This window comes from Streptomyces sp. SJL17-4 (assembly GCF_036826855.1).
GTDB lineage: Bacteria > Actinomycetota > Actinomycetes > Streptomycetales > Streptomycetaceae > Streptomyces.
This window is the reverse complement of the sequence record NZ_CP104578.1, coordinates 7229994-7242349: the sequence shown is the minus strand read 5'-3', so window position 1 is coordinate 7242349 and position 12356 is coordinate 7229994. Positions and strand designations below refer to the sequence as shown.

At 72.5% G+C, this 12356-nt stretch carries 14 protein-coding genes; 8 read left to right on the top strand and 6 right to left on the bottom strand.

Annotated features, from left to right (window positions below):
• Nucleotides 1-58: 58 nt before the first annotated feature.
• Together N5875_RS32620 and N5875_RS32615 are read right to left on the bottom strand one after the other, a co-directional pair.
• Complete coding sequence (locus N5875_RS32620) at nucleotides 59-595, bottom strand: tyrosine-type recombinase/integrase (protein ID WP_318206661.1); 537 nt, start codon at nucleotides 593-595, stop codon at nucleotides 59-61.
• 218 nt (nucleotides 596-813) lie between these two features.
• The gene (locus N5875_RS32615) at nucleotides 814-1713 is read right to left on the bottom strand and encodes a GNAT family N-acetyltransferase (RefSeq protein WP_338497801.1); all 900 of its coding nucleotides are present in this window, start codon (nucleotides 1711-1713) and stop codon (nucleotides 814-816) included.
• A gap of 339 nt (nucleotides 1714-2052) precedes the next feature.
• On the opposite strand from N5875_RS32615, the gene N5875_RS32610 reads away from it, so the two are divergent.
• The 3 genes from N5875_RS32610 (at nucleotide 2053) to N5875_RS32600 (ending at nucleotide 4373) form a co-directional block, all read left to right on the top strand.
• Nucleotides 2053-3009, top strand: coding sequence for a transposase (locus tag N5875_RS32610; RefSeq protein ID WP_338497800.1), 957 nt, complete (start codon nucleotides 2053-2055; stop codon nucleotides 3007-3009).
• 197 nt (nucleotides 3010-3206) lie between these two features.
• Entirely contained in the window at nucleotides 3207-3665 is a 459-nt protein-coding gene (locus tag N5875_RS32605) for a group II truncated hemoglobin (protein WP_318206663.1), read from the top strand.
• A 27-nt stretch (nucleotides 3666-3692) separates the two neighbouring features.
• Complete coding sequence (locus N5875_RS32600; RefSeq protein ID WP_318206664.1) at nucleotides 3693-4373, top strand: adenosylcobinamide amidohydrolase; 681 nt, start codon at nucleotides 3693-3695, stop codon at nucleotides 4371-4373.
• A gap of 31 nt (nucleotides 4374-4404) precedes the next feature.
• Here the strand turns inward: N5875_RS32600 and N5875_RS32595 are convergent, their stop codons facing one another.
• Nucleotides 4405-5052, bottom strand: coding sequence for an alpha/beta fold hydrolase (locus N5875_RS32595; RefSeq protein ID WP_318206665.1), 648 nt, complete (start codon nucleotides 5050-5052; stop codon nucleotides 4405-4407).
• Between the two features lie 376 nt (nucleotides 5053-5428).
• On the opposite strand from N5875_RS32595, the gene N5875_RS32590 reads away from it, so the two are divergent.
• Nucleotides 5429-5896: a Rieske (2Fe-2S) protein gene (locus N5875_RS32590; protein ID WP_318206666.1), complete on the top strand. Its 468-nt coding sequence runs from the start codon at nucleotides 5429-5431 to the stop codon at nucleotides 5894-5896.
• Here the strand turns inward: N5875_RS32590 and N5875_RS32585 are convergent.
• Complete coding sequence (locus N5875_RS32585; protein WP_318206667.1) at nucleotides 5883-6569, bottom strand: cysteine hydrolase; 687 nt, start codon at nucleotides 6567-6569, stop codon at nucleotides 5883-5885. The two genes, N5875_RS32590 and N5875_RS32585, sit on opposite strands and share 14 nt — an antisense overlap.
• 78 nt (nucleotides 6570-6647) lie before the next feature.
• Here N5875_RS32585 and N5875_RS32580 point away from each other — a divergent pair, with 78 nt between their 5' ends.
• Nucleotides 6648-7115, top strand: coding sequence for a pyridoxamine 5'-phosphate oxidase family protein (locus tag N5875_RS32580; RefSeq protein ID WP_338497797.1), 468 nt, complete (start codon nucleotides 6648-6650; stop codon nucleotides 7113-7115).
• Between the two features lie 42 nt (nucleotides 7116-7157).
• Here the strand turns inward: N5875_RS32580 and N5875_RS32575 are convergent, their stop codons facing one another.
• A complete protein-coding gene (locus N5875_RS32575; RefSeq protein WP_318206669.1) occupies nucleotides 7158-8060 on the bottom strand; it encodes a LysR family transcriptional regulator in 903 nt (300 codons plus the stop codon).
• Nucleotides 8061-8133: 73 nt separating this feature from the next.
• Here N5875_RS32575 and N5875_RS32570 point away from each other — a divergent pair, with 73 nt between their 5' ends.
• Nucleotides 8134-9198, top strand: a complete 1065-nt coding sequence (locus N5875_RS32570) for a DMT family transporter (protein WP_338497794.1) — start codon at nucleotides 8134-8136, stop codon at nucleotides 9196-9198.
• A gap of 293 nt (nucleotides 9199-9491) precedes the next feature.
• Here the strand turns inward: N5875_RS32570 and N5875_RS32565 are convergent, their stop codons facing one another.
• Nucleotides 9492-10826, bottom strand: a complete 1335-nt coding sequence (locus tag N5875_RS32565) for an aminotransferase class I/II-fold pyridoxal phosphate-dependent enzyme (RefSeq protein ID WP_338497792.1) — start codon at nucleotides 10824-10826, stop codon at nucleotides 9492-9494.
• Nucleotides 10827-10861: 35 nt separating this feature from the next.
• Here N5875_RS32565 and N5875_RS32560 point away from each other — a divergent pair, with 35 nt between their 5' ends.
• Nucleotides 10862-11587: a pyridoxamine 5'-phosphate oxidase family protein gene (locus tag N5875_RS32560; protein ID WP_318206672.1), complete on the top strand. Its 726-nt coding sequence runs from the start codon at nucleotides 10862-10864 to the stop codon at nucleotides 11585-11587.
• Nucleotides 11588-11650: 63 nt separating this feature from the next.
• The gene (locus N5875_RS32555) at nucleotides 11651-12295 is read left to right on the top strand and encodes an FMN-binding negative transcriptional regulator (RefSeq protein WP_338497791.1); all 645 of its coding nucleotides are present in this window, start codon (nucleotides 11651-11653) and stop codon (nucleotides 12293-12295) included.
• The last annotated feature ends 61 nt before the right edge of the window (nucleotides 12296-12356 follow it).

The following is a 12356-nucleotide window of genomic DNA, read 5'->3' as shown; positions in this document are numbered from 1 at the left end:
CGAGGCGCTGACCTCTCGGTGGGGGCTGATTGGCTTCCCTCTGTTGAGAGGGAGGCCGTCAGCAGTGGTCGTCAGGGCCGGGTTCGGTGCTCTCGCCAAGGTCTGCGAGGAGGCCGCGGATCCGTTCGGCGATGGCGTTGTGCCGTTCGACCTCGCGGGGCCAGCCGCGTTCGACAGCGTCCTGGGCGAGCTGCTGTTCGCGGGCGAGCCGGGACCGCAGGCGTGGTGCGTACTCACTCGTGGTGAGGAACTTCGAACAGCGCAGGTAGAGGTCGCACTCACAAGGGCCTTCGGCGGGTGCCCGCAGGCAGTGGCCGAGTTCGAGTTCGGTCTTGAAGAAGTCGGTCTTGAGCCGGTTAAGGGTGTCCTCGCCGATCTGCCTGGTCAGCAGTTCCTCCGCGGCCGGGCCTGCGATCCGTCCGCCAGCGGCGATGACCTTTTCGTACTGCTCCTTCAGGACGGGGTCGCTGGTGTGGGAGTACGTTGCCGACATCTGCGCGTTGCGGTGCCCGAGGATCGCCATGATCGTCTGGATCTGGGCTCCGCCTTCGGCGAGCTGGGTGCCGACCGTGTGGCGAAACCGGTGGGCGGTCACGGTGGGATTGCCATCGCCGTCGACGAGCCCGGCGGGCCTGTACGGGAACGGGCGAGGCCACCGTTGATCATCGTCGATGTGTGCACTGACGACGAGACGGCGGCCACTCCACAGTGTCGATCCCGCGCGTTCACACGGTCGGCCGGCCTGCCGCCGGGCATTGGCAAGCGGTCCGGGCCTGCCCTCGGACGGGACCGCTCACCGCGTGCTACTCCTCGCTAGGCCGCTTGGCCCGCCGGGTGGAAGTTGATGCGTTCACGGATGACGGGGAAACCGGCCTTGGCGAAGTTCGCGGCCATGGGGAAGTTGGCCTGGTCCGTCGCTCCGCTGATGAACTCCGCGCCCTGCTCGACGAGGAGGTGGGTGCACTCCGCGAGGAGGTCGTAGGCGTAGCCACGACCGCGCTGTTCCGGGATGACTCCGATGAAGCCGATGGTCGGGCCGGAGGGGTTGTGGGCCGGGATGTGGATGCCGGCCAGGTCGCCCTCCGGCGTGTGTGCGGTCTGCCACCATTCCCGCGGGGAGGGGCACCAGTGGAAGAAGTCGAGTTCCTCCTGGGCGGCCTGGTCGAGGCCGCCCTCCTCGATGGCCCTGAGCGCGTGGGCGTCCAGGGTGGCGGAGTGGATGCGGCGCAACGCGTCGAAGAACACGGTGTCGTCGGGTTCGGCGCTGAAGCGCAGGCGTCCGGGCCGCTCGGGCAGACCTCGCTCCGGGGTCCAGCGGTACAGGAAGCGTTCCACCAGGAGTTCGTACCCTGCGGCTCGTGCGGCGGCGAAGCGCGCCTCGGCGCCGGCGCGCAGGTCGGTCTTCTCCCGCCAGCCGCCGGGTAGGTTGATCTCGAGTTCGACCTGCCAGGGAGCGGAGCGCAGGAGTTCGGCCCCGGCCTCCTCCTCGCCCTCGGCCACGTCGAACCAGTTGATGTTGACGGGCTCCGAGTCGTCGGGACCGCCCCACCACGCGCCGCGTGCGACGACCTCGCCGTCGCGCAGGGCGACGCGCTTCCAGTCGGGGCGGAACTGGGTACGCCGATGGCCTTCACGGGCGCCCAGGGGGTCGGGGAGTGCGTCGAAGAGATGGGCGTCGCTCGCGGAGAGCGCGCGGATGACCGGATCGGTCATGGATTCCTCCGGGATACAGGCTGCTTGGAGCGCCCCCGGTCAGAACTGGTGAACCACGCCGGGAGAGCGGAAGAGGGAGCGCTGGAAAGGTGTGAACTGCATGGCACTCGCCTCCTTCCGTCCGTCTCAGGGCGTGAAACCACACCGTACGTGATCTCCTGTGGGTCCGTCCACGGATTTCCGCGCCCCGTGAAGGAGGGGTTCGCGGACGATGCAGAGCTCCCTCAAAGGCCCCGGGGGCCTACTAAGCGGACCGTAGTGCTCCAGCTGTGTGGATCGCGATCTTGCTGGTGGGGGCCGGTACAGGAACATGTGCGGCCGCCCTTGATGATCGTGGGTGTGTGGACTGACGACGAGATGGTGGCCACTGGCCACAGCCTTGATCCCGCACGTTGGCGGGAGGCGTTCGAGGTGGCCATGGGCCGGATCGCCGGCCACTTCAGCCGCTATGAACCTCGCCTGCGGGCCGGGCGGTTGATGCTCAGCTCGCTGTCGGACCTGCCACGCAAAAACTGCTGGACGATCGCGGAGTGGGCCGGGGAGGCCCGCCCGTACGCCATGCAGCACCTGCTGTCCCGGGCCGTGTGGGACGCCGACGCGGTCCGCGACGACGTGCGGCGAATACGTCGTCGAGCACCTCCACGACGAGGCGGCGGTGCTGGTCGTCGACGAAACCGGCGACGTGAAGAAGGGCACCCACACCGTCGGGGTCCAGCGCCAACCGGAACGGCCGGGCGAAGAGAAAACTCCCAGGTCGCCGTCTACCTCGTCTACGCCGGCGCCCGGGAACACGCGGCGGTGGACCGGGAGCTGTACATCCCGCGCTCCTGGACACACGACCCGGACCGCTGCCGAGCAGCGGGGCTCAGCGAGGGCACCGTCTTTGCGACCGAGCCTGAACTGGCCCGCACGATGATCGAACGGTTCCTGGACGCCGGACATCACGTGGGCTGGGTCACCGGGGACGAGGTCTACGGCGGCAACCCGAAACTGCGCACGGCTTTGGAGGGAGGCGGCATCGGCCATGTCCTCGCGGTGGCTTGCTCGGCCGAAGTGGCCACCGGTGCGGGCACGTTCCGCGCCGATTCCCTGGTGAAGAAGGTGCCGAAGCGGGCCTGGCAGAAGCTCTCGGCCGGACGCGGCGCGAAGGGACAGCGGTTCTACGACTGGGCCGTCATCGATCTCACCGAGCGGACGCCGGGCCGCCGGCAGCTCCTGATCCGCCGCAACCGCACTACCGGCGAACTTGCCCACTACCGATGCTTCTCACCCCAGCCGGTGCCGCAACTTCTGTAAGCATTCGCCCAAGCTAGGCGCTCCGGGTCGGCCGGGGGTCGCCCAGGGCCCGCCCGGTGTGGACCGGGGCGCGCGCGAGCGGCCGCGCGGCGGTCGGAAGCCGTGCGGCGACCCGCCCCGCCGAGAGCGAACATCCTTGGAGCGGGGCCGTGTTGTGTGAAAGCTGGCAGGACACATCCCGAATCCGGAGGCCCTCCATGACCGCCGAGCACACGAACACCCTGTACGAGGCCGTGGGCGGCGCCGACGCGCTGCGCCGGCTCTCCGAGACGTTCTACGAGGGGGTCCTGGCCGACCCCCTCCTCGCGCCCGTCTTCGCCGACTTCACCGCCGCCCATGTGGAGCACGTCGCCGTATGGCTGGCGGAGGTGTTCTCGGGTCCCGCCGAGTTCACGGCGGAGCTCGGCGGGCACCAGGCTCTGCTCCGCGCCCATCTCGGGCTCGGCATCACGGAGGAACAGCGGCTGCGCTGGATGGAGTTGATGACGGCGGCCGTGGAGAAGGAACTGCCGGACGACGCCCTGCTGCGCCGCCGGGTGGTGGAGTACTTCGACTGGGGCACACGGATCGCCAAGGACGTCTCGGCCTCCGCGCCCGGCACGGACCTCGGCGAACCCGGCCCCACGCCGCGCTGGGGCTGGGACGGCCTCGCCTGATCCACAAGCACCCCCTAGGGTGCGGGGGTGCCTACGCGAACCCTCCTGACCAGCGCGTCTCTCGCCGACGCGGCCCTGCTCGCCCACACGGAGCAGGGTCGTGCGTGGCCGCTACTGGTGTGGGCCCCGGGGCCGGGCGTCCGCATGGTGTCGAGCGCGGTGCTCGGCGGCGGCATCGGTGAGCGGGAGTGGGTGATCAACGCCCAGGTCCCGCCCGGCTACGACCGGCTCGATCCCGTCGCCCACCTCCGCGACCTGGCCGCCGGGGCGGGGCTCACCGGCGCGGGCGTGGGCCTGATGACGGCGGCCTCGGTGGCGGACCGGTGTCACGCCGAGGACGGCGGGGTGCGGGCCGTGGTCACCGCGGGGATAGGCGTACGGGGCTGGGCGGCCGAACCGGGCGTCGGTGGCGTCACGATCCCCCGCCCCGGCACGATCAACATCATCGTGTCGCTGCCGCTCCCCCTCACGGACGCGGCCCTCGTGAACGCGGTCGTGACCGCCACCGAGGCGAAGGTGCAGGCGCTGGTGGAACTGGGCGCGGACGCCTCGGGCACCCCCACGGACGCGGTCTGCGTGGCGGCCCCGGTGCCCACCGGCACCGAAGCCGAACCCTTCGCCGGCCCGCGCTCCCTGTGGGGCGCCCGCCTGGCCCGAGCGGTCCACGGGGCGACCCGGGCGGCATGCGCGGACCTGATCACCACCTAGGACCCAGCCGCCTCCCGGCGCACGCGTCCCCTCACCCGTGCGACAGCAGCGCCGCCGTGAGTTCGGCCGCTCGGCGGTGCCACAGGTGGGCGCCGCGCAGCATCGCGTGGCCGCCCACCGGCATCGGGATGCCCGCCGCGTCCGCGCCCGCCGCCCGGGCCCGGCGGACGAAGTCCCAGGACGCGCGGGCCGAGGTGACGCGGTCGCTCTCGTCGTGGAGCAGGTAGAGGCGCCGGCCGCCCAGGTGGTCGACGGGCTCGTCGGCGGGGCACCAGGGCGCGAGGGCGACGACACCGCGGACGGCGGCGTCGCCCGCGGCGGCGAGCGCCGCGCGGCCACCCATCGAGTGGCCGAGGAGGACGACGGGGACGGGACCGGCCTGTTCCCGGAGGCGTACGAGCGCGCTCTCGGCGTCCCTGGCGGCGTCCGCGCTCGCGCCGTTCCAGCCGCGGTGGCGGTAGCGCACCTCCGCGATCAGCACGTCCCGGCCCCGGACGGCGCGGTTCACGGCCGCGGCGAAGGGCCGCATGCGCAGCGCGGGCAGGTTGAGGGCGGGCGGCGGCTCGGGACCGTCGGCGCGTCCTCCGTGGAGCAGCAGCACGGCCGCGGTCGGCACGGCGGGCGCGCTCCGGACGACGAACGCGCCGGGGTCGGCACGCCGGGTGGGGCACAGCGTCATCGGGCGCTCGCCCCGCTCCCGGGCAGGTGCGGTGGCCGGCGGGGCCGTCCGCTCGTGCGGACCGCCCGCTGTCCGGGCTGCTGCGCCATGGGGCCTCCAGGAGTCTCTTGCCGCTTCCCCGATGGAGCGGTCCGCTCACGACACGGGGGAGACGACCGTGAGGCCCGCAGTCTGCCAGGTCGCACGACCCGTCAGACACGGCCCCCGGGCGGAGGGTGGACCGTTCGATCGTTGAAGGGGCGGGATCCCGGATCGGATGCTCGCGTCAGAACCGAAAGGAGGCGAACGCTCGATCCTGTGAACGGGACACAGCTCACAGCCGTACCTTCAGGCAGGAGCACAAGTCACCGAACGCACAAGGGAAGAGGGGCAGCACATGAGCGGAGTGGCACGCCGGACCGTGGTCGCGGCAGCGGGCGGCACGGGGCTCGTAGCGGTACTCGCCGCTTGCGGGGGCGGTGACACCAGCGACAAGAACAGCGGCACGACGGGGGGCGCCGCCGACACCGGCGGGGCCGCGAGCGGCGGAACGGGCGACACCGACACGGCACCGGAGGCCGAGACCCTCGCGCTGACCGCGGACATCCCGGTGGGCGGCGGGAAGATCCTCGCCGACAAGGGCGTGGTGATCACCCAGCCGAAGGCCGGCGAGTTCAAGGCCTTCTCCTCGAAGTGCACCCACGCGGGTTGCGCCGTGAGCAGCGTCAAGGACGGGGTCATCGTCTGCCCCTGCCACCAGAGCCACTTCGACGTGTCGGACGGCAGCGTGAAGTCCGGCCCGGCCGGCTCCCCCCTGCCGCCGACACCGATCCAGGTGGTCGGCGACGCGATCAGCTTCGGCTGACGGCCTCCCCGGAGTTCCTGGACCGGGACCGCCGGGGGAGCTTCCAGCAGGCGAGTATCTCGTCGGTGGTGGTGATCGTTGCGACGAGAGCGAGGGTGTGACGGATCATCGCGGGGGTGTAGTCGGCCGGCACCCCCGCGATGGCGTCCCCGGGCACGACCACCGTGTAGCCGAGGTTGACGGCGTCGAAGACGGCGTTGGGCACGGCCACGTTGGCGGAGACACCGCTGACGATCAGGGTCCGGCAGCCGAGGTTGCGGAGCAGCGGGTCGACATCGGTGCCGGCGAGCGGCGAAAGCCCGTGCAGCCGCCGTACGACGAGGTCCTCCTCGGCGACCTGGATCGGTTCGGCGATCCGTACCGCCGTGCTCCCGCTGTGCTGCTGTACGGGAAGCCGGGCGGCGGCCCGGAAGAGCCGGGCGTTGCTGTTGGCACCCCGCCCGTCGGGACGCCGTTCGGCGACGGCGTGGATGACCTGGACGTCCGCCTCGTGCGCGGCGGCCACCAGCCGGGCGACGTTCCGCAGGGCCCCCGACGCACGGGCGACGGCCGCCAGCTCGGGCAGTGCGCTCTCCGGCCCGACGACCCCCTGCTGACACTCGACGGTGAGCAGCACGACCCCACCGTCCGGCCGGATCCGCTCCCCGAGCCGCTCTCTCGCCCTCTGCTCCATGGTCCCTCCCCTTGCACACGCTCGAATGGCCCCCCATGCTTTCTGACGTCTCATCAGAAATCCAGAAGGGTGCGGACGATGACCGTCGCACAGCGCCGTGGACGCCGGATCATGATGACCCCGGCGGAGCTCGACTCCTTCCTCGCCGAACAGCGCACCTGCCGGGTCGCGACCGTCTCCGCCGACGGCCGCCCGCATGTGAGCGCACTCTGGTTCACCTGGGACGGCTCCTCGCTCTGGCTGTACTCGCTGACGCGCAGCCGCCGTTGGGCGGAACTGCGCGCCGACCCGAGGATCGCCGTCGTGGTGGACGACGGCGAGGACTACGGCGAACTGCGCGGCGTGGAGCTGTCGGGCACGGTCACCTTCATCGGTGAGGCACCGCGTACGGGCGAGCCGTGCCCCGAACTCGAGGTGCCGGAGCAGCTCTTCGCCGCCAAGAACTTCGGCCTCGACGCGATGCCGCACGACGGCAGGCACGCCTGGATGCGACTGACGCCGGACGCGATCGCGTCCTGGGACTTCCGCAAACTCGCGGGCCTCTGACGGGAGACGGGGTCGGGCGTGGGGAACGGGACGAGCCCCGGGTCAGCTCCCCAACGGCTCTGCCGCCGCCCGCAGCGCGCCGACGACCGCCCGTACGGAGGGCCGGCGGCCCGCGTCGGCGCGCCAGGTGGCGTAGATGTGGCGCCGCACCTGCTGCCGTACGGGCACGAAGACGACCCCGTCCGGCACCGGCCGCCCGAGCCTGGGCGTGACGCACACGCCGAGTCCCGCCGCGACGAGCGCCAGCTGCGTGTGATGCTCCCCCGCCAGGTGACCGATCCTCGGCTCGATGCCCTGCGAGCGCAGCGTGAACATCAGCCAGTCGTGACAGAACTCGCCCTCGGGCCAGGAGACCCACTCCTCGTCGGCGAAGTCCACCAGGTCCACGGCATCCCGCCCGGCGAGCCGGTGGCCGGCGGGCAGGGCCACGTCGGCGGTGTCGTCGAGGAGATGGGCACGCTCCAGGCCGCCGGGGACGGGCGCCCGCTTGTTGCTCCAGTCCAGGACGAGCGCGAGGTCCGCGTCGCCGCGCAGCACCGCGCGCACGCCGTTCTCGGGCTCCAGTTCCGTCGTACGGACCCGGAGGTCCGGGTGCCCCTCGCGCAGGGCGGCCAGCGCGGCCGGGAAGAGGCCCCGGGCGGCCGTCGGGAAGGCGGCGACCCGCACCTCGCCCACCACCTGACCGCGCTGGGCCTCGATGTCGGCCTGGGCCATCTGGACCTGGGAGAGGATCTGCGCGGCGTGCTCGGCGAGCAGCAGCCCGGCGTCGGTGAGCCGTACGCCCCGGCCGTTCTTGGCGAGCAGCTGCTGGCCCACCTCGCGCTCCAGCTTGGACAGCTGCTGGGAGACGGCGGAGGTGGTGACGTGCAGTCCGTCGGCCGCGCCGCTGACCGAACCGTGCCGGGCGACGGCGTCGAGGGTGCGCAGGCGCTCCAGATTCAACATGTAAGCGATACTAAGGGAAGGGGTCGAGAAATTCTCGCTTGTTCTAAGAGATCGCGGCGGTCACCCTGAGTGCATGAGCCCCGCAGCCCCACCCACGACGTCCCTCTCCGCGTCCCCCGCCTCCCGTCTGCTCGACTGGCGCGTCCGCTTCGGCGTACTGGCCCTGATCTGGGGTTTCAGCTTCGTCTTCATCAAGGTCGGCACGGAGGGCTTCGCACCGTTCCAGGTGACCTTCGGGCGACTTCTCTTCGGTACGGCCGTGCTGGCCGTCGCCCTGATCGTGAAGCGCGACCGACTGCCGCGCGGCGCCCGCGTCTGGGGTCATCTGACCGTCGCGGCCTTCCTCCTCAACGCGCTGCCGTTCTCCCTCTTCGCGTACGCCGAGCTGACCATCCCGTCGACGCTCGCGGGCATCTGCAACGCGACGACCCCGCTGTGGGGCATGCTGCTCTCCCTCGTGGCGCTCTCCGAGGACCGCCCGACCCGGGTCCGCGCGGCAGGCCTGGGCATCGGCTTCATGGGGGTGCTCACGGTCCTCGGCGCGTGGCAGGGCTTCTCGGGCGTCGACGTGACGGGAACGGCACTGGCCCTGCTGGCCTCCTTCAGCTACGCGGTCGGCTGGATCTACGTCCGCAGGACACTGAGCGGCACGGGCGCCTCGAACCTCTCGCTCGCCGGGTCCCAGGTCGGCCTGGCGACCTTGCAACTGGCGGTCGTCACCCCGCTGTTCACCTCGCTCCCGAAGTCGGTGGAAGTACTCCCGCTGCTCGCCGTGATCGCGCTCGGCGCCCTCGGTACGGGGTACGCGATGCTGCTCCAGTACGGGGTGGTCGCGGAGGTCGGCCCGACGACGGCCGCGATGGTCACGTACTTCATCCCGGTCATCGCCACGGCGGCGGGAGTGGCCCTCCTGAACGAACAACTCACCTGGAACACCCCGGTCGGCGCGATCATCGTCCTGGCCGGCGCGGCCCTGACCCAAACCCGCACGTCACCCCGACCCAAGGTGGGCACCCCGGACGGCACCCCCACCCATCCCGTGGTGGGCAATCGTTCCTCCCCCGAGGACTTCGTCCAGGGGGGACCCCCAGGGACGGAACGGGTGGGCACAACGGACGGCGCCCCGTGCCGGGCCTAGGCTTCCGCGCCCTGACCCGCACCCGGTGCACGGCGCACTGAGGGTGCGGGTCCAGGCACAAGGGGCGGAGGCGCCGCCAAGCGCGCCGTCCCGTGTGCCCACCCGTCCCGCCCTGGGGGTCCCCCCGGACGAAGTCTGCGGGAGGGACGATTGCCCACACGGCGGGTGGCGGCGGGCCCAGCCCTCACCGGCAAGGGCGCGCAGCGGCCCGCGCCGCCCAGGGCGCGCGGCGACCCGCACCGGCCAAGGCGCACAACGCCCCGCACCCGCAAAGGCGCCCACCCGGCCACCCCTCACCCATAGCTCCGCGCCACCACCGGCCCCACCGCCCCCGCCACCCCCTCCGCAAGCGCCTCGATGTCCGCAACCGCGAGCCCCGACACGGTGAGCCGGACGGCCGGCCCCGCCTCCATCCGGAAGCGCGCCCCCGGAGCGACCGCCCAGCCCGCACCGAGGAGCCCGGCCACCGCTCCGGTCTCGTCGGGCACCGGCACCCACACGTTCATGCCACTGCGCCCGTGGGCCTCGACGCCCCGCCGGGCCAGGGCCCGTACGAGTCCGTCGCGCCGCTTCCCGTACGACCGCGCGACGACCGCCGGATCCACCGCGTCGGCGGCCCAGAGGTGCGCGACGGTCCGCTGGAGGAGCCGGCTGACCCAGCCGGGCCCGAGCCGCTGCCGTCCGAGCACCCGGTCGACGGTCTCGGCGTCACCGGTGAAGGCGGCGATCCGTAGGTCAGGGCCGTAGGCCTTGGCGACCGAGCGGATCAGCACCCAGCGGTCGGTGTCCCCGGCCAGCGGGTGGAGCGGCTGCGCGACGATCCCGTGCCCGTGGTCGTCCTCGATGAGCAGCACACCGGGGTGCCCCGCGAGCACGCGCCGCAACTCCCCCGCGCGGGCCTCCGTCACGCACGCACCGGTCGGGTTCTGCGCCCGGTCCGTCACGATCACCGCCCGCGCCCCGTCCTTCCTGATCGCGCGCTCGACGGCCTCCGGCAGGGGTCCCTCGTCGTCGACGGCGATCGGCACGGGCCGCAGCCCGAGCGCGGGCACCAGGTCGAGCAGACTGCCCCAGCCCGGGTCCTCGACGGCGACGCCGTCGCCGGGCCGGAGGTGCACGGCGAGCACCCGCTCGACGGCGTCGAGGGACCCGGACGTGACGCCGATGGGCCCGTCCGGCACCCCGTCCGCGTCGAAGGCGGCGCGCGCGAGGCGCCCGAACTCCTCGTCGACGGGAGCCTCTCCGTACATGCCGGGCCGTTCGGCGTAGCTCCGCGCGACCTCGGCGAAGGCCTCGTCGAGAGGGGGCAGCAGGGCGGGGTCGGGGTTGCCCTTGCTGACGTCCCGGACCCCGGCGGGGGCCTCCACCCGGATCGAGCCGCGCGCGGTCGTGGCGGGCCGCGGGCGCACCCGGCTGCCGCGCCGCCCGTCGGTCTCGATGACCCCGCGTTCACGCAGGGTGCGGTAGGCGGCGGCGACGGTGTTCGGGTTCACGCCGAGAATGCCCGCCAACTCCCGCATCGGCGGGAGGAGTTGACCGGGTTCCAGAGCCCCGAGCCCCACCCCCCGCTCCACACTCGCGGCGATGTCCGATGCGCGACGACCTTCGATCCGATACTCTCCTAGCACAAACGCAAGTATGCACTAGTGCAATGGAGAACGCAATGAGCACCGCCGCCGACACGGCCGCCGACAGGACCTCCGCCGAGGCCTCCGAGACCGCTGCCGTCGCCGACACGTACACGCCGACCGACCGGACCGTCCCCACCCGCTCCCGCCAGCGCGCGTCGTACGACAAGGCCCTGGCCCACTCGATACTCGACGAGGCGTACGTCTGCCACCTCGGGTTCGTACGGGATGGCGCGCCGGTCGTGCTCCCGACACTCTTCGGCCGCGTCGACGACCGCCTCTACGTGCACGGTTCGACCGGCTCGCGGCCGCTGCGCGCGGCCGGCGACGGTGTGGCGGCTCCCGGTCTGCCCGTCTGCCTGACCGTGACCCATGTCGACGGCCTCGTGCTCGCCCGCTCCGCCTTCCACCACTCCCTCAACTACCGCTCGGTCGTGGTCTTCGGCACCGCCCACCAGGTCACCGACCCCGAGGAGCTGCGCATCGCGCTCGACGCCCTGGTCGACCACGTCGTCCCCGGCCGCTCCGCTGACTCGCGCCCCGCGAACGCCAAGGAACTCGCCGCCACGGCCGTGATCCGCCTCGACCTCAACGAGGTCTCGGCGAAGGTCCGCACCGGCGGTCCCAACGACGACGCCGAGGACCTGGGCCTCCCCCACTGGTCCGGTGTGATCCCGGTGCGCGGCGGCTACGGCGCACCGGTCCCGGCCGACGACCTCGACCCGGCCGTCGCCCTGCCGGACTACCTGGCCGCGCTCTAGAAAAGCCACGCACAGCTACGTAAAGCCACGAGCCGCCACGCCGGACGAAGGGACGGACGGACGATGCTGATACACCCCTGGGACGCCCCCCACGACGAGGACGAGTGGCGCGACTGGCTCTCCCGGCACGACTTCGGCCAGCTCGCCGTCAACGGCCTGCCCGGAGACCCGCCGTGGGTGCAGCCCGCGCACTTCCGGTACGAGGCCGATCCCGGCCCGTACGGCCGGGTGCTGACCCATCTGGCCCGCCCGAACCCGCTGTGGCGCGCTCTGGAGGCGAACCCGACGGTGCTCCTCAGCGTGGTCGACGACTACGTCTTCGTGCCGGGCACATGGACGGCCCCCGAGGACACGCCGACCGCGCACGGCACGCCCACCTCCTACTACGCCGCCGTCCAACTGCGCTGCACCGCGCACGTGGTCGACGATCCGGCGGAGAAGGCGGAGCTGCTCAACCGCCAGGTCGCCCACTTCCAGCCGGACGGCGGCACGGCCCCCGCTGTCCCCGGCGAGGCCCCGTTCGGCCGCTTGCTGTCCGGAATCCGGGTGCTGTGCCTGGAGGTGACCGAGGTGCGGGCCAAGTTCAAGTACGCGGGGAACAAGCCGCAGGAGATCCGGGACCGGGTCATGGATCGACTGGCAGAACGCGACGGCCCCCGTGACCGGGCGGCGCGGGGCCACCAACTGCGCCGCCGCACCACCGGCTGATATCGGCGGGGGCGCGAACCCCCACCGATCTCAGGCGACGGCGTAGGCCGCGGCCCCACGC